The sequence below is a fragment of the Streptomyces sp. NBC_01237 genome, assembly GCF_035917275.1.
Classification (GTDB): Bacteria; Actinomycetota; Actinomycetes; order Streptomycetales; family Streptomycetaceae; genus Streptomyces.
Genome location: NZ_CP108508.1, coordinates 6,901,937 through 6,928,325, shown reverse-complemented (window position 1 = coordinate 6,928,325; position 26,389 = coordinate 6,901,937). Strand labels below are relative to the sequence as shown.

Annotated in this window: 25 protein-coding genes and 1 pseudogene; 11 read left to right on the top strand and 15 right to left on the bottom strand. The window is 71.6% G+C overall.

Translation table 11 applies throughout. The features are described from left to right. The first annotated feature begins 6 nt into the window (after positions 1-6). Positions 7-477 carry a hypothetical protein gene (locus OG251_RS30850; protein WP_326680164.1) on the top strand — a complete coding sequence of 157 codons (471 nt, stop codon included), beginning with the start codon at positions 7-9 and terminating at the stop codon, positions 475-477. Here the strand turns inward: OG251_RS30850 and OG251_RS30845 are convergent. Continuing rightward, on the bottom strand, positions 467-1,534 hold the full coding sequence (locus tag OG251_RS30845; RefSeq protein WP_326680163.1) for a GDSL-type esterase/lipase family protein: 1,068 nt from the start codon (positions 1,532-1,534) through the stop codon (positions 467-469). The genes OG251_RS30850 and OG251_RS30845 overlap by 11 nt on opposite strands. Then, entirely contained in the window at positions 1,531-3,057 is a 1,527-nt protein-coding gene (locus tag OG251_RS30840) for an MFS transporter (RefSeq protein ID WP_326680162.1), read from the bottom strand. Before OG251_RS30840 ends, OG251_RS30845 begins: the two co-directional genes overlap by 4 nt. 197 nt (positions 3,058-3,254) lie before the next feature. On the opposite strand from OG251_RS30840, the gene OG251_RS30835 reads away from it, so the two are divergent. Both OG251_RS30835 and OG251_RS30830 read left to right on the top strand, forming a co-directional pair. Next, positions 3,255-4,445, top strand: coding sequence for an acyltransferase family protein (locus OG251_RS30835; protein ID WP_326680161.1), 1,191 nt, complete (start codon positions 3,255-3,257; stop codon positions 4,443-4,445). 160 nt (positions 4,446-4,605) lie between these two features. Then, entirely contained in the window at positions 4,606-5,814 is a 1,209-nt protein-coding gene (locus OG251_RS30830) for a cytochrome P450 (RefSeq protein WP_326680160.1), read from the top strand. Positions 5,815-5,929: 115 nt separating this feature from the next. Here the strand turns inward: OG251_RS30830 and OG251_RS30825 are convergent, their stop codons facing one another. From OG251_RS30825 to OG251_RS30815, 3 genes are read right to left on the bottom strand one after another with little or no spacing between them, the layout of a single operon-like run. Next, positions 5,930-6,769: a methyltransferase domain-containing protein gene (locus OG251_RS30825; protein ID WP_326680159.1), complete on the bottom strand. Its 840-nt coding sequence runs from the start codon at positions 6,767-6,769 to the stop codon at positions 5,930-5,932. Continuing rightward, the gene (locus OG251_RS30820; protein WP_326680158.1) at positions 6,766-6,927 is read right to left on the bottom strand and encodes a hypothetical protein; all 162 of its coding nucleotides are present in this window, start codon (positions 6,925-6,927) and stop codon (positions 6,766-6,768) included. Before OG251_RS30820 ends, OG251_RS30825 begins: the two co-directional genes overlap by 4 nt. Next, positions 6,924-7,736, bottom strand: a complete 813-nt coding sequence (locus tag OG251_RS30815; RefSeq protein WP_326680157.1) for a cyclase family protein — start codon at positions 7,734-7,736, stop codon at positions 6,924-6,926. The genes OG251_RS30820 and OG251_RS30815 overlap by 4 nt, the downstream gene beginning before the upstream one ends. A 126-nt stretch (positions 7,737-7,862) precedes the next feature. Here OG251_RS30815 and OG251_RS30810 point away from each other — a divergent pair, with 126 nt between their 5' ends. Then, positions 7,863-8,357 carry a MarR family winged helix-turn-helix transcriptional regulator gene (locus OG251_RS30810; RefSeq protein ID WP_073720913.1) on the top strand — a complete coding sequence of 165 codons (495 nt, stop codon included), beginning with the start codon at positions 7,863-7,865 and terminating at the stop codon, positions 8,355-8,357. A 56-nt stretch (positions 8,358-8,413) separates the two neighbouring features. Here the strand turns inward: OG251_RS30810 and OG251_RS30805 are convergent, their stop codons facing one another. The 4 genes from OG251_RS30805 to OG251_RS30790 all read right to left on the bottom strand — a co-directional run bounded on the left by OG251_RS30805 (position 8,414) and on the right by OG251_RS30790 (position 12,491). Beyond that, positions 8,414-9,649: a serine hydrolase domain-containing protein gene (locus OG251_RS30805; RefSeq protein WP_326680156.1), complete on the bottom strand. Its 1,236-nt coding sequence runs from the start codon at positions 9,647-9,649 to the stop codon at positions 8,414-8,416. A 285-nt stretch (positions 9,650-9,934) separates the two neighbouring features. After that, positions 9,935-10,915, bottom strand: coding sequence for an LLM class F420-dependent oxidoreductase (locus OG251_RS30800; RefSeq protein ID WP_326680155.1), 981 nt, complete (start codon positions 10,913-10,915; stop codon positions 9,935-9,937). Between the two features lie 272 nt (positions 10,916-11,187). Beyond that, positions 11,188-12,126: a M56 family metallopeptidase gene (locus OG251_RS30795; protein ID WP_326680154.1), complete on the bottom strand. Its 939-nt coding sequence runs from the start codon at positions 12,124-12,126 to the stop codon at positions 11,188-11,190. Further along, entirely contained in the window at positions 12,123-12,491 is a 369-nt protein-coding gene (locus tag OG251_RS30790; RefSeq protein ID WP_326680153.1) for a BlaI/MecI/CopY family transcriptional regulator, read from the bottom strand. Before OG251_RS30790 ends, OG251_RS30795 begins: the two co-directional genes overlap by 4 nt. 442 nt (positions 12,492-12,933) lie before the next feature. On the opposite strand from OG251_RS30790, the gene OG251_RS30785 reads away from it, so the two are divergent. Beyond that, complete coding sequence (locus OG251_RS30785) at positions 12,934-13,971, top strand: NlpC/P60 family protein (protein ID WP_326680152.1); 1,038 nt, start codon at positions 12,934-12,936, stop codon at positions 13,969-13,971. A gap of 91 nt (positions 13,972-14,062) precedes the next feature. Here OG251_RS30785 and OG251_RS30780 read toward each other — a convergent pair whose 3' ends face one another. From OG251_RS30780 to OG251_RS30755, 6 genes and pseudogenes are all read right to left on the bottom strand, one after another. Further along, positions 14,063-14,857, bottom strand: a complete 795-nt coding sequence (locus OG251_RS30780; protein ID WP_326680151.1) for a GNAT family N-acetyltransferase — start codon at positions 14,855-14,857, stop codon at positions 14,063-14,065. Positions 14,858-14,988: 131 nt separating this feature from the next. After that, complete coding sequence (gene kdpB / locus OG251_RS30775) at positions 14,989-17,139, bottom strand: potassium-transporting ATPase subunit KdpB (protein ID WP_326680150.1); 2,151 nt, start codon at positions 17,137-17,139, stop codon at positions 14,989-14,991. 207 nt (positions 17,140-17,346) lie between these two features. Beyond that, positions 17,347-19,209 (bottom strand): APC family permease, encoded by a 1,863-nt coding sequence (locus tag OG251_RS30770; protein WP_442818437.1) that lies wholly within the window; start codon positions 19,207-19,209, stop codon positions 17,347-17,349. A 455-nt stretch (positions 19,210-19,664) separates the two neighbouring features. Beyond that, a complete protein-coding gene (locus tag OG251_RS30765) occupies positions 19,665-19,964 on the bottom strand; it encodes a hypothetical protein (protein WP_326680148.1) in 300 nt (99 codons plus the stop codon). A 235-nt stretch (positions 19,965-20,199) separates the two neighbouring features. Continuing rightward, positions 20,200-20,304, bottom strand: a pseudogene (locus tag OG251_RS30760) (zinc-binding dehydrogenase); the annotation flags it as partial. A 164-nt stretch (positions 20,305-20,468) separates the two neighbouring features. After that, positions 20,469-21,887, bottom strand: coding sequence for an MFS transporter (locus OG251_RS30755; RefSeq protein ID WP_326681472.1), 1,419 nt, complete (start codon positions 21,885-21,887; stop codon positions 20,469-20,471). A gap of 270 nt (positions 21,888-22,157) precedes the next feature. Here OG251_RS30755 and OG251_RS30750 point away from each other — a divergent pair, with 270 nt between their 5' ends. The 6 genes from OG251_RS30750 (at position 22,158) to OG251_RS30725 (ending at position 26,378) form a co-directional block, all read left to right on the top strand. Continuing rightward, complete coding sequence (locus OG251_RS30750; protein WP_326680146.1) at positions 22,158-22,805, top strand: TetR/AcrR family transcriptional regulator; 648 nt, start codon at positions 22,158-22,160, stop codon at positions 22,803-22,805. A gap of 66 nt (positions 22,806-22,871) precedes the next feature. Beyond that, a complete protein-coding gene (locus OG251_RS30745; RefSeq protein ID WP_326680145.1) occupies positions 22,872-23,102 on the top strand; it encodes a hypothetical protein in 231 nt (76 codons plus the stop codon). Beyond that, positions 23,099-24,286 carry an NAD(P)/FAD-dependent oxidoreductase gene (locus tag OG251_RS30740; RefSeq protein WP_326680144.1) on the top strand — a complete coding sequence of 396 codons (1,188 nt, stop codon included), beginning with the start codon at positions 23,099-23,101 and terminating at the stop codon, positions 24,284-24,286. The genes OG251_RS30745 and OG251_RS30740 overlap by 4 nt, the downstream gene beginning before the upstream one ends. Before the next feature lie 18 nt (positions 24,287-24,304). Further along, positions 24,305-25,528 carry a cytochrome P450 gene (locus tag OG251_RS30735; RefSeq protein ID WP_326680143.1) on the top strand — a complete coding sequence of 408 codons (1,224 nt, stop codon included), beginning with the start codon at positions 24,305-24,307 and terminating at the stop codon, positions 25,526-25,528. A gap of 59 nt (positions 25,529-25,587) precedes the next feature. Then, the gene (locus OG251_RS30730; RefSeq protein ID WP_326680142.1) at positions 25,588-25,782 is read left to right on the top strand and encodes a ferredoxin; all 195 of its coding nucleotides are present in this window, start codon (positions 25,588-25,590) and stop codon (positions 25,780-25,782) included. Positions 25,783-26,063: 281 nt separating this feature from the next. Then, positions 26,064-26,378, top strand: coding sequence for a nuclear transport factor 2 family protein (locus tag OG251_RS30725; protein ID WP_326680141.1), 315 nt, complete (start codon positions 26,064-26,066; stop codon positions 26,376-26,378). Positions 26,379-26,389: the final 11 nt, after the last annotated feature.

Below are 26,389 nucleotides of genomic sequence, written 5' to 3'. Positions count from 1 at the left end.
TCCCCCATGTCCGTCCCCACGTCCGCGCCCGTCCCCGCCCCGCCCGGTTCCTCCGACGGCCCCGGCTCCCCCGGGAGCGTCGGCTCCCCCGGCGCCCCCGTCGCCCGGGAGGCCCGCGCCGCGCTCGACGCCTTCCTCGACGCCCTCAACAGCCGCTCCGTGCCCGACTGGGCGAAAACCCTCCACTATCCGCACGTTCGGGTCCACGACGGCGCGGTCACCGTCTGGGAGACGCCGGAGATCTACATCGAGAACTCGACGCCCGAGGTGGGGCAGTTGCTGGCGACCGGCTGGGACCACAGCGGCTGGGAGCGGGTCGAACTGATCCAGACGTCCCCCGATCAGGTGCACGCCCAGGTCAGGTTCGCCCGCTACGACAGCGAGGACGAGCCGCTCGGCTCCTTCGAGTCGCTCTACGTCCTCACCCGGCAGGACGGCCGCTGGGGCGTCCTGGCCCGGATCGGCTTCACGGCCTGAGCGACGCGACCCGTTGCAGCGGGATCCCGCCGAGCGCGGCACCGATCCGTTCGGCGAGGACGTGTTCGCCCGCGGCGGTGGGATGGAGGCCGTCGGCGTAGAGATGCGCCGCGTCCGCGACGGGGGCGAGCGCGAGCCCGTCCACCGGGTGGAGTGCGCGGTCCCCCAGGCGCTGGAGGACCCGCACCGCCTCCTCGGTGATCGCGCGGGTGTCCTCCAGCGTCAGCCCGGCGCTGTTGACGGCCTTCTCGCGGTCGGGCGACGACAGTGGGGTGAGCACCACGACGGGCGTGTCCGGGTGGCCGTCGCGGATCGTGTCGATGAAGCCGCAGACGGCCGGGCCCCAGCTCCGCTCGGTGAACGCCCCCCGGATGTAGGCGTTGATGCCCAGCTCCAGCGTGATCACGTCGGCCGGCGCGTCCCGGACCGCCCGCGCGACGACCGGGTCGAGGTATGCCTCCCCGGCGAACCCGAGATTGCGCAGCCGCCACCCCCGGCCCGCCGCGACCAGGGCGGGCCAGGTCTCCGAGGGCCCCGCCGCGTACATGCACTGGGTGAGTGAACTCCCGTACGCGACCCAGCGGGGCCCGGAGCGCTCGGCCGCCCGCAGGGACCGGTGGCCGCGGAAGGAGACGGCGCCGATCCGGGTGATGCCCAGGTGCGGGAGCCAGACCTCGACCTCGGCCGGGTCCGGCCCCCCGGCAGGCAGCGGGAACGTGACCCGCTGCCTGCCGGGACCACCGGTCCAGCGGTGGACCAGGGTGCCGTCGACCCGGACGTCCAGCGGCGAGCCGCCGGGATCGTTCTCCATGTCCAGCGTCAGCTCGGCGGCGTCGGTGCGGACCGCGAAACGTACTCCCGCGGTGGTCAGCGCGATCCGGGAGAAGTTGGCCGACATCGCCGTGGCGAGCCGCTCCACCGGCATCCGCAGGGGCAGCCGGCGGCCGGAGTCACCGCTCCAGCCGCCGATGCCGTCCCAGGACAGGCGCGGATCGTCGGGGGCGAGCGTCTCCGCCCCCGTGTCCGTGGTGCGGGTGGTGCCGGCGCCGGTGGTCATGCGCGCTCACCCTCCAGGACTGCGGGGCTGTCCCCCTCGCCCGTCACCGTGCCCGTGCCCGTGCCAACGGCCTTGTCCGTACCGGCAGTCGCGCCCCCGTCACCGGCGCCTTCCTTCTCGCCGGCGTTCTTGGCCGGACCGAGACCCAGCGCGGCGGCCAGCGCGCCGACGAGCGAGAAGATGCCCACGGCCAGGAACGCGTGGTGGTACGAGGCGAGTCCGCCGTCCGCTCCGCCGGAGGCCAGCACGGCCGCCGCCACGGCGACACCGAGGCCCCCGCCGAGTTGCAGGGCCGACTGGATCAGTGACGTCGCGAGGCCCTGCTGCTCGTCGGCGACGCCGCTGACACCCGCGATGTTGAAGCTCGGGAAGCTCAGACCGTTGCCGATACCGTGCAGGACGAGCGCGGGCAGCAGGACCGCGACGTAGCTGCTGTGCTCACCGGCCCGCAGGAACAGCAGGATGCCCAGCCCCTGGAGCAGCAGACCGACGACGGCCGGAATCCGCAGGCCCCAGCGGTTGATGATGCGCGGGGTCAGGTTCACGGTGACGAGGATCGCCGCGGCCATCGGGACGATCGCCGTCCCGGCGCCGAGGGCGTTGTAGCCGAGGACCTGCTGGAGGTAGAGCAGGGCGACGAACTGCCAGCCGATCGTGGCGCAGGCCCAGGTCAGCCCGACGATGTTGGCCGTCGACAGGGTGCGCGAGCGGAAGATGGAGAGCTGGACCAGCGGCTCGCTGCGGCGGCTCTGGATGACCACGAAGGCGATGAGCAGCGCCACGGCCGCGACCAGGGACAGTACGGTCACCGCCGAGCCCCAGCCCACCTCGGGGGCGCGGGTGAGCGCGAAGACCAGGAGCAGCACACCGCCGGTCGCGGTCAGCGCACCGAAGGCGTCGAATCCGGGACGGTCCCCGGTACGGGGCTCGTCGGGGGACACCGCGTACCGGACGGCCGCGAAGACCAGGGCGGCGATGACGAAGGGTACGAAGAACGTGAGCCGCCAGTTCAGCTGGGTGAGCACACCCGAGAGCACGAGCCCGGCCGCGTAGCCGCTGGCGCCGGTGAGGGAGAAGATGCCCACCGCCCGGTTGCGCTCGGGGCCTTCCTTGAACGTCGTCATGATGATCGACAGGGCCGCCGGGGCGATGAACGCCGCCGCGATTCCCTTGATGACCCGGCTGACGATCAGCAGCCCGCCGTCCGAGACGAATCCGCCCGCCAGGCTGGCCACGGCGAACACCGCGGTTCCCCAGAAGAACATCCGGCGTCTGCCGAACAGGTCGGCGGCCCGGCCGCCGAGCAGCAGGAAACCTCCGTACGCGACCGCGTAGCCGGAGATGATCCATTGCAGTTCTTCCGGGCTCAGCCCCAGGTCGTCCTTCAGTTCGGGCAGGGCCACGCCCATCAACGAGACGTCCATGGAGTCCAGGAACAGCTGCGCACAGAGCACAAGGAGGGCAAGTCCCTTGCGGGCGCCCAGGGTTCCGGCTGGACGCGAGGCCGACTGTGGGTCCGACATCGTTTGCCGCCATTCGATCCGGCAGACAACTGTCTGCTAGCCGATTATTTCCCCCGAACGTAGCAGCCATATCGTCTGGCAGCAAACAATCTCGACGGAACGCAAGCCGTTCGACCTTGTGGGCGACCGGGGGCATCCCTATGCTTCGATTGTTGACGAACTATAAAAGTTCACGGTGTCCCACATCCGGAGCGCACATGCCCACGGCACCACCCCGGTCCGACGACCGGTCACGTCTTCCCTCACTCACCGGACTGCGCTTCGTCGCCGTCCTCCTCGTCTTCGCCTTCCACGCCTCCCTGGAGTCGCCCTTCGCCGACGGCGGGGTCAACAGGGCGTACGCGGACGTGGTGGCGAACGCGGGCTGGCTGGGGGTCAGCTTCTTCTTCGTCCTCAGCGGATTCGTCCTCACCTGGTCGTCCCGCGAGACGGACACGGCACCCCGCTTCTGGCGCCGCCGCGCCGCGAAGGTCTATCCGCTGCACCTGCTGACCTGGGGCGCGGCCCTGGTTCTGCTCGCCTCGGCGGGCACACCGGCCGAAGCCCGCGCGGCGATCCCCAACTTCTTCCTCGTCCAGACCTGGGTCCCCGACCGTGACGTCTTCTCCAGCCTCAACGACGTCAGCTGGTCGCTCTCCTGCGAGGTGTTCTTCTACCTCGCCTTCCCCTTCCTGATCCGCGCCGTCCTGCGGATCAGGCCCGAACGGCTATGGCTCTGGGCGGCCGGTACCGCCCTGGCCGTCCCCACCCTGCCGTGGCTCTCCGCACTGCTGCCGGCCGGTGAGGCACTTCCCTTCGGCACCGGTTCGCAGGAGCAGTTCTGGTTCGTCTACGTCCTCCCGGTCGGCCGGGCCCTGGAGTTCGCCTTCGGCATCCTCCTCGCCCGCATGCTGCTGACCGGCCGCCGCATCACCGTCGGGGTGCCGACGGCCGTGATCCTGCTCGCCATCGGTTACGCGGTCTCCCTGCGACTGCCCTTCCTCCACGGACTGACCAGCGCGACGGTCGTCCCGATCGGCCTGCTCGTCGTGGCGGTCGCCCGCGCCGACGCCGGCGGGCGCCGCTCGTTCCTGGCGAGCCCGCTCCTGATCCGGCTCGGCGAGTGGTCCTTCGCCTTCTACCTCACGCACCGGCTGCTGCTCCAGCACGGGCACCGGCTGCTCGGGGAGGGACGGACCTGGTCCACCCCGGCGGCGCTGGTCCTGCTCGCCGCCGCGTTCGCGCTGTCCCTGGCGCTCTCCTGGGCACTTCACGTCCTGGTCGAACGACCCGCGACGAGGTACCTGGGACGGCCGCGATCCGACCCTGCCGCCCCACCCGCCCCACCGACCCCTCCGCCACCCGCCACCCCCGCGCCGGCCCTCTCCGGCGGCAGCGCGTCCCCCTGATCCCGCGGCCGGCCCGGCACACGGAGAACCGGGCCGGCCCGCCCCACGGACGCGACTCGCGGACCGGGCCGGCCCCACCGACCCGGCTCCGCGGACCGTCCCCACGAACCGCACCGACGGACCCGACCCGATCCGATCCCGCAGCAGAGAGGCAGTCCCCATGACCGACCAGCCCCTGGCCCTGCCCCAATACCCCTTCCCCGTGCGGCCGTTCGCCGAGCCGCCGCAGGAGTACGAGGAACTTCGCGCCAAGTGCCCCGTCACCCGGGTCCAGTTGCCCAGCGGGGACACCGCCCTGATGGTCACGGGCTACGACGAGGTCGTGGCCGCCATGGCCGACCGCAGGCTCTCCCGCGCGGCCCTGCGCGAACCGGGAGCCGTGCGTACGGTCAAGGGCGAGGACTTCTCCGACAACCCCTACAACCTCCTCAACCAGGAGGGCGAGGACCACGCCAGGCTGCGCCGGCTCATCGCGCCCGCCTTCACCCCGCGCAAGGCGGAGAAGTGGCGGGCCAGGGTCGAGGAGATCGCCCACGAGCTCATCGACCGGCTGGAGGCGGGCCCGCGCCCCGCCGATCTGCACCACGACTTCGCCGCTGTCCTGCCCGTCTGGGTCATCTGCGAGATGGTCGGGGCGCCCGTCGAGGACCGTGAGCGCCTGCAGGAGTGGACGGACCGGCTGGTCAGCATCACCGCGCACACCCCCGAGGAACGTCTCGCCGCGCGCTCCGAGTCGGCCGCCTACGTCGCCGGGCTGATCGCCCAGCGCCGGGAAGCTCCCAGCGACGACCTGCTCAGCGCCCTGATCACCGCCCGCGACGACAACGACCGCCTCGGCGAGCGCGAGCTGGTCTGGCTCGGCATCAACCTGCTGGTGGCCGGGCACGACACGACGGTCAGCGCCATCGTCCGCGCGCTCTACCAGCTGCTGCGCCACCCCGACCAGTGGCGGCTGCTGAGCGAGAACCCGGACCTGGTGCCCGGGGCCACCGAGGAACTGCTGCGCTACGCACCACCGTCGGAGATCGGCTTCATGCGCATAGCGACCGAGGAGCTGGAACTCGCGGGCACCACGATCGCGGCCGGTGAGGGCGTCATTCCGGTGATGCACGCGGCGGGCCGCGACACCCGCCATGTCTCACGCCCCGACGAACTGGACATCACCCGCACCGACGCGGTGCACGCCGCGTTCGGTCATGGCACGCACTACTGCCCCGGCGTCGGAGTGGCCCGGATGGAGCTCCAGGTGGCCTTCGGGGTCCTGGCCAAGAGGCTGCCCTCACTGCGGCTCGCCGTCCCCGCCGAGGACGTGGAGTGGCTGGGCGGTCTGCTGACCCTGCGGCCGAAGTCCCTGCCCGTGGAGTGGTGACAGGGCCCCGCGCCCGGCCGCGCCCGACGGGCTGAGGCGGGGCTGCCACACACAGGAGCGCCGGACGGGCTGGGATCGGCCCGTCCGGCGCTCCTTCGTGGTGCGGCGGGGCAGATCAGGCCCCGGACTCCTTGATGCCCCACGCGGTGAAGACCGCCAGGGAGAGGTCCTGGAACCCCGGGTCGGCCAGCTCCGCGTAGGCGGCGGCGAAGTCGTCGTCCGTGGCCAGTCCTTCGGCGACGACCGCCTCCCGGGTCTGCTCCAGGGTCAGCTGCCACCAGCGGGCCTCGTCGTCGCCGCCCTTGATCTGCTGGAACCGCGCGTCGTAGCCGATCTTGGCCAGCCCCTTGCCCTCGAACGGTACGGGGAAGGAACGCGCCCACTCCGTATCCGTACCGACGGCGCTCTCCAGGTGGGCGCGGAAGGCACGCATCACCTTCTGGTAGGCCGGGTGCGGGGAGTCCTTGATCGGGAAGAACGCGGGCTCCTCCAGCACCAGCACACCGCCGGGCGCCAGCCATTCGACGAGCCTGGCCAGCGCCTTCTCGGGGTCGGGCAGATGGATCACGACGTACCGGGCGTGGATGAAGTCGAAGGAGCCGGGCGGGAAGTCCTCGGTGTAGACGTCGTGGCGCAGCACCCGGACCCCTTCCTCGCCGAGCTCGTCGAGGAAGGTCGTGTCGAGGTCGGTGACGGTCACCTCGGCGCCGCGGCCGGCGAGCCAGCGGGCGACGGACCCGCCACCGCCGCCGACCTCCAGCACCCGGTGGCCGGTGGTCAGGCCGAGGCTTTCGAAACGGGCGCGGGTGTGGTGGTCGAGGACGGACTCCAGGAGGCTCAGCCGTTCCCGTTCGGTGGCGACGGCGTGGCTGAAGACGCCGTCCCGGTAGCGCTCCTGGTTCCATTCCCAGCGTTCGGCGGTCGTGGTGGCATCGGGGGCGGGCGAGGTGCTCATACCTGGGTCTCCTTGGCGTCGGGACGTGCGCGGGACGAGGACGGGACGGTGCGGTGGTCGATGGTGAGCGGCGGGCGGATCAGCGGCATGCGGCAGGACCGGGGGCGGACGGGCTGGGGGCGGATCGGCTGGGGGCGGACGGGCTGGGGGCGGTTCACAGGAAGGCCAGCACCCTGGCCGGTCCACCGGTGCCGCCCGCGTGGCGGGGAGCTCCGACGACGGCGACGGCGCCGACGTCGGGGACGGTGTCCAGGCCCGCCAGGCACTCGACGCCGTACTTGCCCGCGGGGAGCAGCACCCGGTGGGTGTGCGGGTCGGCGGGGCGGGAGCCGGGGTCCAGGCTGGGCGAGTCGGTACCGACGCCGACCACGGAGCGCTCCTCGACGAGGAAGGCGGCGGCTTCCACGGAGATCCCCGGGAAGCGGTAGAGCCCCTCCTTCTCGTCGAAGTTCAGGAAGGCGCCGGGGGTGTTGATGCGTACGGCCCAGTCGTTGTCCACGGCGAGCAGGGCACGGTCGGGGATCCTGCCGTTGCGGCTCTCCCAGGCGAGGAGGTCGTCCACGGTCAGCTCGGTGACATGGTCGCGGGCCGCGCGCTCCCCGACCCGGACGACGGCGAGCGGGGCGACGAGGGTCTCCACCGGAATCCGTTCGACGGACAGACCGTCGTCGTCGAAGTGGAGGGGCGCGTCGATGTGGGTGCCGATGTGCTCGTTGTACGTCAGTTCCAGGGCGTTGTACTCGTGCTCGGCGAGGTTGGCCAGCGGCCTGATCTCCATCGGCCGGACGTAGAGGTCGAAGACCGGCCAGTCGGGGCCGACGACATGGGTGAGGTCACGGACCGTGCCGGTGGGCAGTGTCACCCGCGGGGCAGCGGGGGTGTTCTGCCGGGCATCGTCGGGGCTCCGCCCGGAGGGGCGGCCGGATTCCGGCGGAACCGAGGCGGCGATGGTCTGGGGGTTGCACATGGAGAACCTTCCGTTCCGTCGGCTTCCGGGAGTCGACGCTAGACTGGGGAGGGAAAACGTTCTGGGGATGGACAATCTGGAATGCGCCCGGATGGCCCGCCGTCCAGGACCACAGGAGGAACCGCCATGACCGCCACGCAGCCTTCCCGCCTCGCTTCGCCCAGCCGGCAGCCGGAGGACGGGGGACGGGGTCAGTACTTCTCGAAGCTGGCGCAGGAGCGTCCGGACATCGCGATGTGCCGTGCGACCACGCTGGTGGCCCGGACGATCGACGAGGAGCTGTCCGGTCACCACCTGACCGTGGCCCAGCACCTCGTACTGAAGATGCTGAACGATGTCGGCCCCTGTTCGCAGCAGGAGCTGAGCGAGCAGCTGCGGATCGACCGGAGCGTGATGGTCGGCTGTATCGACGGTCTGGAGGACTCCGGGCTGGTCCGGCGTGAGCGGCACCCCCGGGATCGCCGGGCCTATGCCGTGACGCTGACCCCCGAGGCGGGACCGGCGCTCGAAGAGGCGGAGAACGGTGTCCCGCACCTGCTCGACCGGGCGTTCGAGGCTCTGACCGCTGCCGAGCGCAGGACCCTGGCCCGGCTGGTCGGCAAGATCCTCGACGTGAACTGACCCACCGGACGGCCGCTCCTGCGCGGGAGTGGCACCGTCGCCGGGCGTCCGGCCCGTCAGTCGACGATGGCCTGGTTGACGAGCTGCCTGAGCCGTCCGTGCAGCGGGTGGGCGCTGGAGGGCATCAGCTGGGTGAAGAACAGGGCGGTGAGCCGCTCCTTCGGGTCGACCCAGAAGACCGTTCCCGCGGCGCTGTGCCACCCGTACTCCCCCGGACCTGCCACGACACCGGCCTGCGCCGGGTCCTCGACCACGGCGAATCCGAGCCCGAAGCCGACTCCGGCGGTCGGCATCTCGGAGAAGACGGGGCGCCCGACGCTCTGGAGATCGGCGCCACCGGGCAGGTGGTTGCGCAGCATGTGCCGCAGGGTGCGGGGCCCGAGGACGCGCTGCCCCTCGAAGATCCCCTCCCCGAGCAGCATCTGTGTGAAGCGGTGGTAGTCCGCGAGGGTCGTCACCAGTCCGGCGCTTCCGGAGAGCGCGGCGGGCCGGTGCAGGGCCCCGGCCCCGAGCCCGTCGTTACGGACGGCCCGGCCGGTCGCGGGGTCGGCGGTGTAGAACGCGGCGAGCCGGTCGGCCTTCTCCGGCGGCACGAAGAAGCCCGTGTCCTCCATCCCCAGGGGTTCCAGGATGCGCCGGGCGAAGAAGTCCTCCAGGCTCTGGCCCGAGGCGACTTCGACGACCCTGCCGAGGACGTCGCTGGACACCCCGTAGTTCCAGGCGCTGCCCGGTTCGAAGAGCAGGGGGAAGGAGGCCCACTGCTCGCAGCAGGCGGCGAGGTCGAGGCCGGGCGGGGTGGCCCATTCGTAGCCGTTCTTCGTGTAGATCTCGTCCACGGGGTGGGCACGGTGGAAGCCGTAGGTGAGTCCGGAGGTGTGGCTCAGCAGATGGCGTACGCGGATGGGTTCGGCGGCGGGGACGGTCACCGGCCGGTCCACCGGGCCCCGCTGGTAGACGCGTACGTCGGCGAAGGCGGGGATGTACCGGGAGACCGGGTCCTGGAGTCCGATCGCGCCTTCCTCGACCAGGATCATGGCGGCCACCGAGGTGACCGGTTTGGTCATCGACCAGGCCCGGTAGAGGGTGTCCCCGTGCGAGGGGAGGCCGTTCTCCACGTCCCGTGAGCCGTATTCGGCGAGATGGGCGACGCGGCCGTTCCGGGTCACGGCGAGCTGCCAGCCGGGCAGCCGACCGTCGTCCACGTAGGCGGACAGATAGTCGTCGATCCGGCGGAGACGGTCGGGACTCAGCCCTACCTCCGCCGGGTCCACCTCGGTCTTGATGCGGGACACTTCGCCTCCTGACGAGCCGGACCGGACGACTGAGCCGGACCCGACTGGTTTGAAAGTTCGCAATACATAGAACTATAGAATCAACCGCGCCGCCCAACAAGGGCCGCAGACCGCGAACAGCCGCCGCCCCAGGACGCCTTCAGGCCACACACGCCTCCGGACCGCGCGCCATCAAGCCGCACACACCTCCGGACCACGCGCCTTCAGCCCGCGCGCACCTTCAGGCCATGCACACCTCGGGCCATGCGCACCTCAGGCTGTGCACACCTCGGGCCGCGCGCACCCTCAGTCCGCCGGGGCCAACGCCCGCAGCGCCGACAGCATCCCGTCCGGCCCGGCACCGAACTCCGGGACAGGGAGCACCGCGAGCAGGGGCGTGGTGACCCCGGCGTCGACATAGCGGGCCACCTGCTCCCGACACTCGCCGGGCTTGCCGTGCACGAGCAGGGCATCCACGAGCGCGTCGGGCACCGCCTCGCAGGCACCCCGGAAGTCCCCGCGAGCCCATGCGCGACGGGAGGCGGCCAACTCCTCGTCGCGCCCCAGCCAGCCATGGAACGCCGAGTACGTACGCGCGTTGAGGATCGGCCCCAGCATCGCCCGGCCCCGCGCCCGCGCGTACGCGGTGTCCGCGGTCGGACAGACGAAGAGCCGGGCGACCACCTCCTTGCCGGCCCCTTCCGGACCCATCGCCTCCAGCACCGGCCGGACATCCTCCACCGCGAGGAAGTTGGTGACGAGACCGTCCGCCTCCCGGGCCGCCAGGCGCAGCATCTGCGGCCGCAACGCCCCGATCAGCACGGGCGGCACGGGATCGGGGCGCAGGGCGGGCCGGTAGTCCTCGATGGTGAACGAGTCGAAGACGCCCTGCACCGACTTGCCCGCCAGTGCCGCCTTCAAGAACCGCACGGTGTCCCGGACATGGCGATAGGGGTGCTCGAAGGGAATGCCGTTGATGCGCGTGACGAACGGCGGGCCCGACGAGCCGACCCCTACGGCGACCCGCCCCGGCGCCGCCTCGGCGAGTGTCGCCACCGTCATGGCCAGCAGGGCGGGCCCCCTGGTCTGTACGGGAACCACGGCCGTGCCCACCCGCAACGACGGCGCCCAGGCCGCCGCGAGAGCCAGCGGGGTGAAGCCGTCGTACCCGGCGGCCTCGCCCGTCCAGGCATCGGTGTAGCCGAGATCGGGCAGTTCCTCGATGATCCGCCGATGGCCCGACAGCGGCACGGAATTGAGCGGGATCGTCACTCCATGACGCTTCATGTCTTCCTCTCGCCCCACACTTCGTCAACCACCGGAAGCCCGCGGGGAATCCGCTACGAGTCCGCAGCAAATCCGCCGGGAACCCCCGATGATTCGAGTGTTCTATGTTTGTCGAAGTATCGAGGGAGGGGCGGGGCGTGTCAACGGGGCCCCATCGGCCACGTACACACGGCCGAACCCGGCCTGACCGGTCGGACCGGTCGGACCGGTCGGACCCGCGGGACTGATCAGATCCGCCGGACCCACCGGACCGGTCAGACCCTCCGGACCCGTCAGACCGTCGGCCCGCACGCGAGGAACAGCGGCAGCAGCGGGGCGAGAACCGACGCCGCCACGATTCCGAGCCAAGTCACCCGGTGGGGTTCCGGCTGCGGAGCGAGGACCCGCCGCAGCCGGATCAGCACCCCCGCGCCCCCGGCACCCGCCGCACCGAGCGCGGCGTGCGGGGCCCGGCCACCGGCGATCTCGCACATCGCGGCGGCGAGCGCCTCCCGCGGGTGGGAACGCAGGGCCCGGTCGTCCGCCGCCATCTCCAGCAGGAGGGCCGTCTGTTCCCTGGCGTGCCGGGCGAGGGGCAGACCGCGGAAGGCGAGCGCGAACGCTTCCGTCTCCATATGGAGGAGATGATGGCGGCCCACGAGGTGACCGCGCTCATGCTCCAGCACGGCGCGCAACTGCGCTTCCGAGAGCACATCCAGCGCTCCCCGGGTGACCACCACGCGACAGGAGCGCCCCGGCAGGCAGTAGACGGCCGGCACGCCGTGCTCCACGACGGTGGCGCCGTACTCGGGAACCGGAAGGCCGACCAGGGTGAGCAGATCGAGGTGACGGCGACGGGCACGGCGGGTCCGCACCACCGTACGGACGAGCCAGGCCGAGGGGAGCAGCACGATCGCCGCCGGGGCCAGCAGAACGGCCGCGGCGCCGAGGGGCGAGGAGTCGTCCGTCGGGGAGTTCGGGGCGGTCGTGGCGTCAGGGGCGAGTCCGCACGCGCTCAGCAGCCCGAGGAAACCGTCGTGCACATGGTGTTCGCGGACGACCAGGTGGTAGACCGCAAGTGCGGTGGAGACGACGAACGTCACCATCAGCCCCTGCCAGGCCAGGACCCCGACCGCCGGAGCCCGGTGGGGCCAGCGCGCCCGTGACAGCACGGCCGGCACCACGACTCCGGCCAGGAGGGCGTATCCGGCCAGCGCCACGGCCGCGGTCATCCGTCGGCCCGCCTCTTGGCCGTGCGCAGGGCGGCGCGCAGGGCATCGGCCTCGTCGGGCGACATCTGCTCCACGAAGCTCAGCAGCGCGCCCGCGGGGTCGGGATTGCTGCCGAGTGCCTGCTGCATCAGGGCCGCGGTGTACTGCTGGCGCGTGCAGGTGGGCTCGTAGACCCAGGCCCGCCCCTCCTTCTCGCGGCGCAGCATGCCCTTGCCGTACAGGATGTCGGCGACGGTCTTGACCGTGCTGTAGGCGATGGGGCGCTTCTTGTTGAGGTCGGTCAGGACGTCACGTGCGGTCGCGGGCCGCCCCCAGGCCCACAGGCGGTGCATGATCTCCGCCTCCAGCTCACCCAGCTGACGCACGAACGCTCCCCTCGGCCCCGGAAGCGCGCCGTCCGGGCTTCGGTATCCGCTCATCGTAGTCTCGCCGCCACCACGGCCGGAGCCTGCCGGCGACCGGACCGCCCTCCGGCGGGCGCGCCATACAGACGCCGCCCCACCCCCTCACTCCACCAAGCGTCTTAGTAGTATCTCGACGTCCAGGAGCGGCTTCGACGCCCCCGTACACCCACCCAAAGAGCGTTACGACAAACCATTGACGCACGACGTCACTTGGAATCCATATGCTAAGCCACTTAGTATTTTCCTGACTTCCGGGACTCCGGACCCGGCGAACCCGCTACCTCGTCGGGGGCCGGCCGCATCCGCAAGCACAGCCGTATCCGCAGCACAGCGCCGCACCGCCCGCATCCGCCGTCCCGGCTGCGGCAGGGAGGCGGCCGAGGAAGAAGGAGTTGGCCCCATCGTGGCGTCCCACCGCCGTCCCAAGCCGCCCCACCAGGCGTACACGAGCGTGCTGACGGCCACCGCCGCCGCGGCCGTCGCCCTCTCGGCGCAGCCCGCGTCGGCCGATCCGCTGCCGGACCCGAACAAGAAGGGCGTCCAGGCGCAGGTCGATCGCCTCTACGAGGAGGCCACGCAGACGACGGAGAAGTACAACGGCGCGAAGGAGAAGGCCGACACCCTCCAGAAGCAGGTCGCCGACCTCCAGGACACGGCGGCCCGCAAACAGGAGGCGCTCAACACCTTGCGCGACCGGGTCGGCACGATAGCCGCCGCTCAGTACCGCGGCGGAGGCATCACCCCCTCCGTACAGCTGATGCTCTCGTCCGACCCCGATGCCTATCTGGATCAGGCCTCCCTCATGGACCGGCTGAGCGACCGTCAGATCAGCGTTCTCCGGGCGTACGAGAGCAGACAGCGCGTCCTGCGGCAGCAGCGCACGCAGGCAGCGGAGAAGCTCGGGGACCTGGAGAACGTACGCGCCGAGATGGGGCGCCAGAAGAAGGAGATCCAGGGCAAGCTCACCAAGGCCCAGCAGCTCCTCAACACCCTCACCGCCGAGGAGCGGGCCAAGGTCGCCGCCAAGGAGGAGCGCGCCAACCGCGCCAGCGACCGCACCGTTCTGGGGAACGAGGCCAGCGCCTCCGGACGTACCTCCTCGGCCTTCGCGGCAGCCAAGAGCCGCGTCGGCATGCCGTACGTGTGGGGCGCGACCGGGCCCGGCTCGTTCGACTGTTCGGGCCTGACCTCCTGGGCCTTCAAGCAGGCCGGCGTCTCGATACCCCGTACCTCGCAGGCCCAGGCGAACGCGGGTACCCGCATCAACTCACTGGGCGCCCTCAAGCCCGGCGACCTCATCATCATGCGCACCGATCTGAGCCATGTCGGCTTCTACGCCGGCAACGGCCAGATCCTTCACGCACCCAAACCGGGCGCCCAGGTCCGCTACGAATCGATCGCGCGCAGCGGCATGCCGTTCATGTGGGGTGTGCGCTTCTGACCCTCGACGCGACCACGCCGGGGGCGTGGAGGGCATCGGAGGCGTCGGGGGCGTGGAGGGGCCGCACCCGCGTACGCGGGTGCGCGTTCGTTCAGGCGCGTGCGCGTGCGCGATCCGGTCCTGACGCCTCCTCGGTCCGGACCGGATCACCGGTGGCGTACTCGACGTACTCGCGCTCAAGCCGGAAACCGGCCCGCCAGGCGAGCAGCCGGCCGGGACGGTCGTCGCCGGAACAGGTCCAGGTGGGGATGCGCCCACGGGCGGCGATGTCCGCGCAGAGCGCCGTGACACAGGCGAGCGCGAGGTGCTGCCGCGGGTCGGGGGGCGAGAGGACGGCGACGTCCTCGTAGCGGCTGCCCAGGACACACGTACCCGCCACCGCGAGCAGCCCGCCCCGGTGGAAGGCGCCCCAGGCGACCCCGGACGCGGCCAACGGGTACGGGCCGCCCCAGGTCGCGTGGAGGCGTCGCGCGTCGCCGCCGGGTCCGGCCGTCGCCGTCGCGTCCGCCGCCGTGAGCCGCCGAACGGCCACGCCGCGCGGGGGACGTGACGCAAGCGCGGAGGTGTGGTGGACGTAGACCATCCGCTCCCCCGGGTCGAGGCGCGTGAAGGCGGTGCTCAGGGCCGGCAGGAAGTGGGCGGGGGCCTGGACGCGCAGGGAGGCCAGCGGGGCGAGAGCCGCAGGAGCGAGCGCCTGGGGGTTGCCGCGCAGCAGCGCGTGGTCCCCGGACGAGACGGCCACGACCCGTGGGTCGACGGCCCGGTCGGCCCACCAGCGACCGCTGCCCGTGGCGCGCACATGCTCGGCGAGAGCCGCGACGCCGGGTGCCCCGACGGGGAACCAGTGGGTGAGATCGGGGAGACGGGCGGGCTGGAGTTCGATCATGTGAGCCACCTCGGGGGCGGGAAAGGAAAGACGGAGGGCAGGGGCGGGACCGATTCCGGGACCGGGCATCGGGCATCGGGCATCGGGCATCGGCCCAGGCGGTACGGGCTGCGGCCCAGGCGGTACGGGCTTCAGCCGAGGCCGGGGACGGCGGAGACCAGGGTGTCGATGAGCTTGATGCCGACGAACGGCAGGACGAGGCCGCCCAGCCCGTACACGGCGAGATTGCGGCGCAGCAGGTCGTGCGCCGAGGCGGGCCTGTAGCGGACCCCGCGCAGGGCGAGCGGGATCAGGGCGATGATGATCAGCGCGTTGAAGATGATCGCGGCGGTGATGGCCGAGGTCGGACTGTGCAGGCCCATGACGTTCAGCGCCTCCAGGTCCGGGTACGCCGACGCGAACATGGCCGGGATGATCGCGAAGTACTTCGCGACGTCATTGGTGATGGAGAACGTGGTGAGTGCGCCGCGGGTGATCAGGAGCTGCTTGCCGATCTCGACGATCTCGATCAGCTTGGTCGGATTGGAGTCCAGGTCCACCATGTTCCCGGCCTCCTTCGCGGCCGAAGTACCGGTGTTCATCGCCACACCGACATCCGCCTGCGCCAGAGCCGGGGCATCATTCGTCCCGTCACCGGTCATCGCGACCAGCTTGCCCCCCGCCTGCTCCCGCTTGATCAGAGCCATCTTGTCCTCGGGCGTCGCCTCCGCGAGATATTCGTCCACACCTGCCTCGGCCGCGATCGCCCGCGCGGTCAGCTCGTTGTCCCCGGTCACCATGACCGTGCGGATCCCCATGCTCCGCAGCTCCGCGAAACGCTCCCGGATTCCCTCCTTGACCACGTCCTTGAGGCGGATGATCCCGAGGACGCGCGGACCGTCCCCGTCGTGGACGGCGACCAGCAGAGGCGTCGCCCCGGAGGCGGACACGGACGCGGACCACTGCGCGGCCTCGGGCGGCACCGTCCCGCCGCGCATCGTCACCCAGTCGGCCACCTGCGCCGTCGCACCCTTGCGGATCGCACAGCCCGCGCCGTTGTCCCAGGTCAGGTTGACGCCGCTCATCCGGGTGCGGGCGCTGAACCCGACGAACCTCGGGTTGCTCAACTCGCCCTCGCCCGGCGGCCGAAGACCGTGCCGTTGGGCCAGGGCCACCACGGACCGGCCTTCCGGGGTCCCGTCGGCGAGCGAGGACAGCTGGGCGGCGTCCGCCAGCTTCGGCAACTCGACTCCCGGCAGCGGGATGAAGTCGCTCGCCTCACGGTTGCCGAGGGTGATCGTGCCCGTCTTGTCGAGCAGCAGCGTGTCCACGTCTCCGGCCGCCTCCACCGCGCGGCCGCTCATCGCGATGACGTTCCGCCGGACCAGCCGGTCCATGCCCGCGATGCCGATCGCGGAGAGCAGCGCGCCGATGGTGGTGGGGATGAGCGTGACCAGGAGGGCGACCAGAACCGTGGTGGACTGCGCGGCTCCGGCGTATCCGGCCATCGGCTGGAGGCTGACGACCACCAGGACGAAGATGACGGTCAGGGCTGCCAGCAGGATGTTGAGGGCGATCTCGTTCGGGGTCTTCTGCCGGGAGGCCCCCTCGACCAGGGCGATCACGCGGTCGATGAAGCTGTGCCCGGGGTGCGAGGTGACCCGTACGACGATCGAGTCCGACAGGACGGTCGTACCGCCGGTGACACCGGAACGGTCCCCGCCCGACTCCCTCAGCACCGGCGCCGATTCGCCCGTGACGGCGGATTCGTCCACCATGGCGGCCCCGTCGACCACCTCGCCGTCGGCGGGGATCAGCCGGCCCGCCTCCACGACCACGAAGTCAAAGGGCCGCAGCTCGCCGGGGGGCACCGCCTCGGTCTCCGCGCGGCGCGGATTCATCCCGTACGTCCAGTGTTCCAGCCGCAGCGCGACGGTCTCCGTACGCGCCCTGCGCAGGGACTCCGCCCGGGCCCGGCCGCGCCCCTCGGCGACCGCCTCCGCGAAGTTGGCGAAGATCACCGTCAGCCAGAGCCAGACACTGATCACCCAGGTGAAGACGGACGGGTGGACGAGTGCCGACGCGGTGGTGAGTACGGAGCCGACGGCGACGACGAACAGGACGGGCTTGGCGGCGAGTGCGCGCGGATGGAGCTTGCGTACGGCCTCCACGGCCGAGGCCGCGAGCCGCTCGGTCTCCAGCGGGTTCGCCGGGCGGACGCGGGTGCGGGGCGGCCGGGTGGCCGGGGGGTGCGGAGGGGCCCCGGGGGCCGGGGGGACGTGCCGGGTGTCGGCGGGAGGCATGGCGGGACCTTCTGCTGGGTCCGAGCAGGGCAACCCCTGCCCGGTCCGGGTGAATGCCCTGATGGGCGGGGTGAGTTGGCGTTATGCCGACGAGAGGCGGACAAGGCCCGCCGGGACGGCCGTCGGGGCCGCGGTGCGCACCCGTCAGAGCTGCGGGTGCGCGCCCGTCAGGCCGTGGCGCGAACCCATCAGGACCGGGGGCCGCCGTCAGGGAGTGACGCGGAATCGGAGCCGGCAGATCACGGCGTCGGTGTCGCGGCGTACGGCATGGGCGACGACGGCGCCGCGCTGGTTCTGCAGCAGCCGCTCCCAGAGCCTGGCCGGTTCGGTCTCGGGAATGAGGACGGTCACCTGGGCGCCGGGATGCGAGCGGGCGAGCTCTCCCACATACGCGGACACCGGGCGCCCGAGCGAGCGGGTGGGTGCCGCGATCTCGATCAGCTCGACGCCCGGGTTCCACAACTCCCAGTCGCGGCGCAGCGCTTCGGCCGCCTTCCGGTCCTCCGGGGCGGGGTGGGTGACCGTGACGGCGAGGACCTCCTCGCCGAGGGAGCGGGCGGCGGACAGGGCACGGCAGGTCAGCTTCGACAGTCCGGAGACGGGCACGACGACGACCGAGTGCTCCTGTCGCGGCGGCTGCGGGATGCGGCCCAGTTCCAGGCGGGCACCGATCCGGGCGTAACTGCGGTGGATCCGCTCGAAGCCGAGGACCAGCAGCGGCAGGGCGAGGACGATCAGCCAGGCGCCCTCGGTGAACTTGGTGGCGGTGACGACGACCGCCGAGACCCCGGTGAGCAGGGCGCCCAGGGCGTTGAGGGCGGCCTTGGCCCGCCAACGTGCGGGACGTTGCCCGTACCAGTGCCGGACCATCCCGACCTGGCAGATCGTGAAGCCGACGAACACACCGATCGCGAAGAGCGGTACGAGGGTGTTGGTGTCACCGCCGGAGAAGACCAGCAGGGCGGCGGAGACGGCCGCCAGGGCGAGGACCCCGTGCCGGTGCACCTGACGGTCGGCCTTGAGGGCGAAGACGTGCGGCAGGTGGTTGTCCCTGGCCAGCAGGCTCATCAGGACGGGCAGCCCGCCGAAGGAGGTGTTCGCGGCCAGCGCCAGCAGCACCATGGTGGCGAACTGGACGACGTAGAACGCGATGTTGTGTCCGAAGGACGCGTCCGCGAGCTGGGCGAGTACCGTCACGCCCTCGACCGGCTGGAGATGGAAGCGTCCGATCAGCACCGAGAGCCCGATCAGCATCACCCCGAGGAGCGCGCCGAGCGCCACCTCGGTGCGCTGAGCGCGGCGGGCGGCCGGGGCCCGGAAGGACGGCACGGCGTTGGCCACCGCCTCGACGCCGGTCAGCGCCGAGCAGCCGGCCGCGAACGCCTTCAGGAGCAGCAACGCTCCTACGGCCGTGGCCCCTTCGCCCAGCGCTGAGGCATGGCCGTCGGCGGAGGCGGTGCTCACCGGTCCGTCCCGGAAGAGCCCCACCGCGATCATCGTGAGGATCGAGCCGACGAAGAGGGCGGTCGGCACGAGGAACGCCTTGGCCGAGTCCACGACGCCCCGCAGGTTCACGGCGGTGACGAGCACCAGGACGGCCAGGCAGATCCAGACCCGCTCCCCGTACAGCTGGGGGAAGGCCGAGGTCAGGGCGGCGACGCCCGCCGTGACCGACACGGCGACGTTCAGGACGTAGTCGAGGATCAGGGAGGCGGCGGCGACCAGGCCGGTGCGTCGGCCGAGGTGCTTCCTGGCGACGGCGTAGGAGCCGCCACCGTCCGGGAACGCGGCGATGACCTGCCGGTAGGAGGCAACGAGTACGGCGAGCAGGGCGGCGATCGCGAGCGTGACGGGAAGCGTGAAGCCCATGCCGTACGCCCCGGCAGCGGCCAGGACGAGCACGATCGACTCGGGCCCGTACGCCACGGACGCCATCGCGTCGAGGGACAGGGCGGAGAGGCCCTGGAGGGCGGTCAGCCGGTGCCGGTCCCCGGCCGCGGGCTTCGGTGCGCCGGTATCGGGAGGTTCCTCCTTGCTCGGGCCGTGCCCTGCCGTGCTCGGTCTACCCATGTCGATGGACATTTTCGCTCGTTCCTCCGTCGGACCAACTGAGGACAGCGTGGGAACAGCGCGGCCCGATGACGAGCACTCCTGGCGGCTTCCATACGGCCGCGGCCCCAGTCTTCACACACTCCTGACGCCGGTGGCCGGAGAACCGCGGGGCCGTGGCATGCCGGGGGCCGTGGCATGCCGGGGGGGGGGTGACATGCCGGGGGGTGACATGCCGGGGGGCGTGGGCTGACGTCCGCCCGTCCGCGGCGGGCGCCCGATCGTGCCCCCTACGACTCTGTGCGCTACCCCGCCACTCGCCGATGGGATGAAGCGGCTGCTGGACCGCCGGCCCGTCCTTGTCGATCCGGAGCACGGGGACCTACGGTCCGGGCCTCTGGACGAGCGGCGACTGTGGAGGACGAGTCGGTGACCGGGCTGTGGACGTGCTCAACCGCAGGTGCGGGGATTCGCCTTCAGGCTCCGTGCTTCCGGACCGACGCGATACCCGCCCGTACCGCTTCCAGAAGGGCTTCCAGGCCCTGCGCCCGCTGCCATTCCTCGGCCGAGTGGTGCCATGTGTCCTGCGTCGCCGGTGCTTCGGGCGGACCGGCGACGATCTCGACGGTCCGCCTCCCCTTCCGGTCGGGGCCCGTGACCCGCAGGTCCATGTTCCGGATGTGGAACCGCTTCGGATAGCTTCCGAAGACCTCCAGGATCCGGCCGTCGAACGTGTAGAACTCTCTACCTGCCCTGGCCGTGATCTCGTCCGTCATGGGGTGACGCTACCTCCGGGGTCCCGCGGCTGTCAGGCCGTCGGCCCGCCTCGGCACCCGGATCTCCCGACCGTCGGAAGTGACGACCCGTGGCCGGGAGTTCGGCGCCGTACCTCTACCGGCAGCCCGGGAGGGACGGGCGGACGCGTGCTCGTCCGCAGCGGGCGCCGGGGCCGCGTGCTCGTCCGCAGCGGGCGCCGGGGCCGTGACAGGACGCCGACGGCCGGGGCGGTGCTCAGGGGACGGTCAGGGCGACCTTGCCGTGGGCCCGGTGGCTGCGCAGACGGGCGGCGGCCTCGGCGGCGCTGTCGAAGGTGTGCACGCTGTCGATCACCGGCCGGACGCGCCCGCCGCCCCTCCAGCACGCTCCGGGTGAGGTCCTGACGCGAGGTCACGACGACCGCATCGGCTCCGTACCGCCTGAGCAGGTCCACCTCGTCCGGGGACCGGGTCGTGGCCAGAAGGGTGCCGGCTCCCGGTGCCCCGGCGCCCCCTCCGCCCACGTCAGCCCTTCGCGGGTGCCTCCGCCGGGTCGGCCTGCGGCGCGTGCTGCCCGTCCGGTGCCTGGGCAGGGCGCTTACCGGGAAGGAAGGACGCGAAGGCCAGCGCGACGAGAGCCGCGCCGGCGCCGATGATCATGACCGTGCGGAAGCCGTTCTCCGACGGTACGGAGACGGGCCCGAACGGGGTGGTCATCTGCGCGAGGACCACCCCGGCCACCGCGCTGGCCACCGAGGTGCCGACGGCCCGCATGAGGGTGTTGAAGCTGTTGGCCGCGGCCGTCTCGGACACGGGCACGGCGCCCATGATCAGCGCGGGCATCGCCCCGTAGGCGAGTCCGATCCCGGCCCCGATGACGGTGGAGACCAGCACGAGCTGCCAGATCTCCGACATCAGCCCGATGCTCAGGCCGTACCCGGCCGCGACCACCACCGCACCGGCCATCAGTGTCACCTTCGGCCCCCTGGTGCGGGTGATGTGCGCGGACACGGGCGCCATGACCATCATGATCAGGCCGGAGGGGCCGAGGACCAGGCCCACGGTCACCATCGACGTACCGAGTCCGTAGCCGGTGGCCTCCGGCAACTGCAGCACCTGGGGCAGCACGAGCGACATCGCGAACATGGCGAACCCGAAGACGGCGGAGGCCACGTTGGTGAGGAGCACCTGCCGACGGGTGGCCGTCCGCAGGTCGACCAACGGCTGGGACACGCGCCGCTCCCACCGGACCCACAGCACCAGGACCACCAGGGAGGCGGCTGTCAGGCCGACCGTGGGCGCGCTGGTCCACCCCCACGTACCCCCCTTGGATATCGCGAGGAGAAGGGACACCAGGGCGAACGAGAGTCCTGCCGCTCCCACCACGTCGAAGCGACCGCCGGAGCGGACCGGCGATTCCGGTATCAGCACCAGCACGAGAACGGCGGCGACCGCGCCGAAGCCCGCCGCGCCCCAGAACAGCACGTGCCAGTCGATGTGCTGGGCCAGGAAGGCCGCGGCCGGCAGTCCGAGTGCGCCACCGATGCCCAGCGAGGCGCTCATCAGCGCGGTCGCGGAGCCGAGCCGATGGGCGGGCAGCTCGTCGCGCATGATGCTGATGCCCAGCGGGATGACACCGGCGGCCAGGCCCTGGAGGGCCCGTCCGACGATCATCGGGACCAGCGTGTCGCTGAGGGCGCCGACGACCGAACCGGCCACCAGCAGACCGAGACTGACCAGCAGCATCCGGCGCTTGCCGTACATGTCTCCGAGCCGCCCCATGACCGGCGTGGCGACCGCTCCGGCGAGCAGCGTGGCGGTGATCGCCCAGGTCGTGTCGGCCGCCGACGCGTGCAGCAGCCGGGGCAGTTCGGGCACCAGAGGGATCACGATCGTCTGCATCAGCGCGACGACGACGCCGGCCAGGGCGAGGACGGCCACCAGGCCCTTCGACGGTTCCCGCCGGTCCTCTCCGGGGCTCTCCCCGGCGTGCGATGAAGTGCTGGCCACCACAGATACCTCCGCGTTCCTGCGTGTCGGGCCCGCACCCATGACGTGGGGCGGCGCCCGTGGACCGATTTAAGTCACTCGCTTGACTTACGTTAGCAAGCTGCCTTCACTGGTTACGTACGCCGGAGCCCCAGCGCCCCGGAGACGGGCAGCCCGGAGTCCGGCCGTCGTCGTACTTCGTGAACTCCCCGTGAGGTGGTGACCATGACCGGCAGAACCGCCCGTTCCCAACGGGCCGACGGAACCAAGGAAGCGATCCTCGACGTGGCCGAGAGGCTCTTCGCCGAGCATGGTGTGTTCGCCGTGTCGAACCGCCAGATCAGCGAAGCCGCCGGGCAGGGCAACAACGCCGCCGTCGGCTACCACTTCGGCACCAAGACCGACCTCCTGCGGGCGATCGTCCGCAGGCACAGCGAGCCGATGGACGCGCTGCGCCGGCGCATGCTCGACGAGACCGGGGACTCCACCGACGTACGGGACTGGGTGGCCTGTCTGGTGTGCCCGGGTACCGAGCATCTGACGGAGCTCCCCTACCCGACCTGGTACGCACGGTTCGGCGCGCAGCTGATGACCGATCCGGTGCTGCGAGAGGTGATGGTCGACGAGACGTTCGGACCGTCGATCCAGCGAACCCTGGACGGACTCAACCGGTGCCTGCCCGACCTGCCGCTCCCGGTGCGGATCGAGCGCGGCGACATGGCCCGCAACCTGTTGGTGCACATGCTCGCCGAACGTGAGCGCGCTCTCGCCGACGGCACCCACACCGCCCGCCCCACCTGGCACGCGTACGCCACCGGCCTCATCGACGCGATCACCGCGATCTGGCTCGCCCCGGTGACACCCGACCGCTGAAGCCACCTGTTCGCGGGCTGAGCCCCCTCCACGGGGCCGGCCCATGCCCTCCTGCCGAGGAGCCCCATGAAAGTGACCGTGGACGAAGGCGCCCGCTGCGGTACCGGCAGCCGCGCCCCGATCGCACCGGACGATTTCGGCCGGTGCGACGACGACGGCACAGGCATAGGCATAGGCACCGGCACCGGCACCGGCACCGGCATCCTGCTGGGCGCTCAACCAGCAGGGGCGTTACGGGAGTCGGTGCATGACGAGGCCGCGCATGTCCGCCCCGCACCTGCGGTATCCGCCTCATGAAGGCTCCCGGCAGTGTCTTGGTGGTCGGCGCCTCCGCGGCGGGACTCACCACGGCGGAAACGCTGCGCCGCCTCGGCTACCCGGGCGAGCTCACCGTCGTCGGAGCCGAGCGGCACCCGCCCTACGACCGGCCTCCGCTCTCCAAGCAGGTGCTGTCCGGCCACTGGGAACCCGAACGCGCCACCCTGCCGCGCCCCAGGGAGTCGCAGGCGCGACTGGAGGCCGAGATCATCCTCGGCTCCCCCGCCGTCGCACTGGACACCGCGACCAGGTCGGTCCGCACGGCTGCCGGGCGGACACTGCGTGCGGATGCCGTCGTCATCGCCACCGGCCTGAGCCCCCTGCTCCTTCCCGGCCGGGCGGACCTGGCGGGGGCGCACGTGCTGCGCACCCTCGACGACGCGCTCGCCCTGCGCGCCGAGCTGACGCCCGGCACACGTCTCGTCGTCGTCGGTGATGGCGTGCTCGGCACCGAAATCGCCGCCACGGCAAGCGCCATGGGAGTGAACGTCACGCTGGTGGGCCCCCAACCTGCCCCGATGACCGCTCAGTTGGGGCCACTCGTAGCCGAGAAGCCGGCCCGCCTCCACACCCACCACGGTGTACGTCTGTTGCCCGGCACCGGGGTACGCGGCCTGAGAGCCGCCGGGGGACGCGTCACCGGGGTCCTTCTCGGCTCCGGCGAGACCCTGTCGGCCGAGGTGGCCGTGGTGGCCATCGGCGCGACACCCAACACCGCGTGGCTGGCCGGCAGCGGCCTCCGCGTCGACAACGGCCTGGTGTGCGACTCCCGGTGCCGGGCCGCCGACGGCATCTACGCGGCCGGTGACGTGGCGCGCCGGCACCACGACGCGCTCGGCACGCTCCAGCGCCTGGAGAACCGCACCAACGCCACCGAGCAGGCCATGGCCGTCGCCCGCACCATCCTCGGCGACGACCGGCCCTACCGCCCGATCCCCTACGTCTGGACCGACCAGTTCACCACCAGGATCCAGGTGTACGGAGCACCCTCCGCCGACGCCGAACTCACCGTCACCGACGGCGACATGACCGAGGACCGCTTCGTCGCGCTCTACCACCGGGGCGGGGCCGTCATCGGCGTACTCGGCTGGAACATGCCCAAACAGGCGCGACTACGACGACAGCGCCTCGTGGACGCGCACGCCGCCTCCACGGCACCGTAACCCCCACGAAGGGACGTCATGGCTCAGACTCCGACCTCGGCCGGGCAGCACGCGGCCGAGATCCCCGAATTCCCGATGCCCCGCGCCGCCGGATGCCCGTTCGACCCGCCACCGGCCCTGCGGGAACAGCAGGAGGCCGGGCCCCTCACCAAGGTCCGGCTCTGGGACGGCAGCACACCGTGGCTGGTGACCCGGTACACCGAGCAGCGGGCGCTCATGGCCGACCCCCGGGTGAGCGCCGACATCACCCGGCCCGGCTACCCGAGCCCGGCGGCCGGCAGGACCAACAGCATCGGCTTCATCCTGATGGACGACCCGGAACACGCCCGCCTGCGCCGCATGGTCACCGCCCCCTTCACGATCAAACGGGTCGAGGCCCTCCGCCCGAGGGTGCAGCAGATCGTGGACGACCTCATCGACGGCCTGCTCGACGGCCCCCGTCCGGTGGACCTGGTCGAGACGTTCGCCCTGCCGGTCCCCTCCCTCGTCATCTGCGAACTGCTCGGAGTGCCGTACGCGGACCACGACTTCTTCCAGGACAACAGCAGGACGATCATCAATCGCCACTCGACCATGGAAGAGCGCGGCGCCGCTCTGGGACGGCTGACCGACTACCTCGACGGTCTGATGTCACGGAAGCGGGAATGCCCCGCACAGGACCTGCTCTCCGGCCTCGCCGAGCGCGTCAACAAGGGCGAACTGTCCCAGTCGGAAGCCGCGCGCACCGGGGTGCTGCTGCTCATCGCCGGTCACGAGACCACGGCGAACATGATCGCGCTCGGCACGCTCGCCCTGCTCCAGCACCCCGAGCAACTGGCCGCGCTGCGTGAGACGCGGGACCCGAAGCTCGTGGCCGGAGCGGTCGAGGAACTGCTGCGCTACCTGCACATCACCCACAGCGGACGACGCCGGGTGGCATTGGAGGACATCGCGGTCGCCGGGCAGCTCGTCAGGGCCGGCGACGGGCTGGTCATCCCCAACGACATCGGCAACCGCGACCCAAACGCCTTCACCGACCCCGACCACCTGGACATCCACCGCGACGCCCGCCACCACGTGGCGTTCGGCTTCGGCGTCCACCAGTGCCTGGGCCAGCCGCTGGCCCGGATGGAACTCCAGGTCGTCTACGGCACCCTCTACCGGCGCATCCCCGCCCTGCGGCTCGCGGCGGAACTGAACGACATCCCGTTCAAGCACGACGGCTCTGTGTACGGCGTGTACGAACTCCCTGTCACCTGGTGATCCGCCACCGCCCCACGACCCTCACATCTCCCCTCCCCGTCCCTCCCCCAAGGAGCACAGTGAAAGTCACCCTCGAACAGGACAAGTGCGTCGCCTCGGGCCAGTGCGTCATGGCGGCCCCCGACGTCTTCGACCAGCGCGAGGAGGACGGCATCGCCGTACTCCTGGATGACACCCCCTCCACGGCGGACGCCCCCGACGTCCGCCACGCGGCCGCCGTCTGCCCGGCGCTGGCCATCCACGTGGAGGAGTAGCCCCGCAGCGGGCCGGTCGATGGAACCAAGGCCCTGACCTGCCCGAACCGTGGACGGTGGAGGCGGTGAGGCGGTCGGCGAGCACAACGGCCGACCGCCTCCGGCCGACACACACCGACAGGCCGACAGGCCGCCGGTGCGGTGAGGGCCGATACTGGTGCGGTGAGCGTTTCGCCCGTCGAGCCTCACGTGCGGTGCGTGGACGGCAGCAGCTCGTCACCGGCTGGCGACTCCACCGGCTGACCGGCGCGGCCCACGCCGATTCCCCTGTGGAGGTCATCATGACTGTGCAGCTCACGGACCCCGCCATAGCCGCCTTCGTCGCGGCGATCAACTCCGGTGACAAGAAGGCGTTCTTCACCGCCCTGACCGAGAACGCCACCATGTCCGACGACGGCACCGACCGCGACCTGGACGCCTGGACGGAGAAGGAGATCTTCTCCGCGAACGGCCACCTGGACGTCGAGAGCCTGTCGGACGACGGGCTTTCCCTGACCGCCGTCTACACCAATTCCACCTGGGGAAGCATGCGGACCCGGTGGAGCTTCACCGTCACCGACGGCAAGGTGAGCCACTTCGAAACGGGCCGGGCCTGACCACACCGTCA

Excerpts from the sequence above, each read along its gene's own strand:
- OG251_RS30735 (WP_326680143.1), top strand. The coding sequence starts at position 24,305 with ATGGCTCAGACTCCGACCTCGGCCGGGCAGCACGCGGCCGAGATCCCC.
- OG251_RS30770 (WP_442818437.1), bottom strand. The coding sequence starts at position 19,209 with ATGGGTAGACCGAGCACGGCAGGGCACGGCCCGAGCAAGGAGGAACCT.
- OG251_RS30825 (WP_326680159.1), bottom strand. The coding sequence starts at position 6,769 with ATGAGCACCTCGCCCGCCCCCGATGCCACCACGACCGCCGAACGCTGG.
- OG251_RS30810 (WP_073720913.1), top strand. The coding sequence starts at position 7,863 with ATGACCGCCACGCAGCCTTCCCGCCTCGCTTCGCCCAGCCGGCAGCCG.
- OG251_RS30765 (WP_326680148.1), bottom strand. The coding sequence starts at position 19,964 with ATGACGGACGAGATCACGGCCAGGGCAGGTAGAGAGTTCTACACGTTC.
- OG251_RS30795 (WP_326680154.1), bottom strand. The coding sequence starts at position 12,126 with ATGACCGCGGCCGTGGCGCTGGCCGGATACGCCCTCCTGGCCGGAGTC.
- OG251_RS30725 (WP_326680141.1), top strand. The coding sequence starts at position 26,064 with ATGACTGTGCAGCTCACGGACCCCGCCATAGCCGCCTTCGTCGCGGCG.
- OG251_RS30845 (WP_326680163.1), bottom strand. The coding sequence starts at position 1,534 with ATGACCACCGGCGCCGGCACCACCCGCACCACGGACACGGGGGCGGAG.
- OG251_RS30840 (WP_326680162.1), bottom strand. The coding sequence starts at position 3,057 with ATGTCGGACCCACAGTCGGCCTCGCGTCCAGCCGGAACCCTGGGCGCC.
- OG251_RS30830 (WP_326680160.1), top strand. The coding sequence starts at position 4,606 with ATGACCGACCAGCCCCTGGCCCTGCCCCAATACCCCTTCCCCGTGCGG.
- OG251_RS30750 (WP_326680146.1), top strand. The coding sequence starts at position 22,158 with ATGACCGGCAGAACCGCCCGTTCCCAACGGGCCGACGGAACCAAGGAA.
- OG251_RS30850 (WP_326680164.1), top strand. The coding sequence starts at position 7 with ATGTCCGTCCCCACGTCCGCGCCCGTCCCCGCCCCGCCCGGTTCCTCC.
- kdpB (WP_326680150.1), bottom strand. The coding sequence starts at position 17,139 with ATGCCTCCCGCCGACACCCGGCACGTCCCCCCGGCCCCCGGGGCCCCT.
- OG251_RS30740 (WP_326680144.1), top strand. The coding sequence starts at position 23,099 with ATGAAGGCTCCCGGCAGTGTCTTGGTGGTCGGCGCCTCCGCGGCGGGA.
- OG251_RS30815 (WP_326680157.1), bottom strand. The coding sequence starts at position 7,736 with ATGTGCAACCCCCAGACCATCGCCGCCTCGGTTCCGCCGGAATCCGGC.
- OG251_RS30800 (WP_326680155.1), bottom strand. The coding sequence starts at position 10,915 with ATGAAGCGTCATGGAGTGACGATCCCGCTCAATTCCGTGCCGCTGTCG.
- OG251_RS30835 (WP_326680161.1), top strand. The coding sequence starts at position 3,255 with ATGCCCACGGCACCACCCCGGTCCGACGACCGGTCACGTCTTCCCTCA.
- OG251_RS30745 (WP_326680145.1), top strand. The coding sequence starts at position 22,872 with ATGAAAGTGACCGTGGACGAAGGCGCCCGCTGCGGTACCGGCAGCCGC.
- OG251_RS30780 (WP_326680151.1), bottom strand. The coding sequence starts at position 14,857 with ATGATCGAACTCCAGCCCGCCCGTCTCCCCGATCTCACCCACTGGTTC.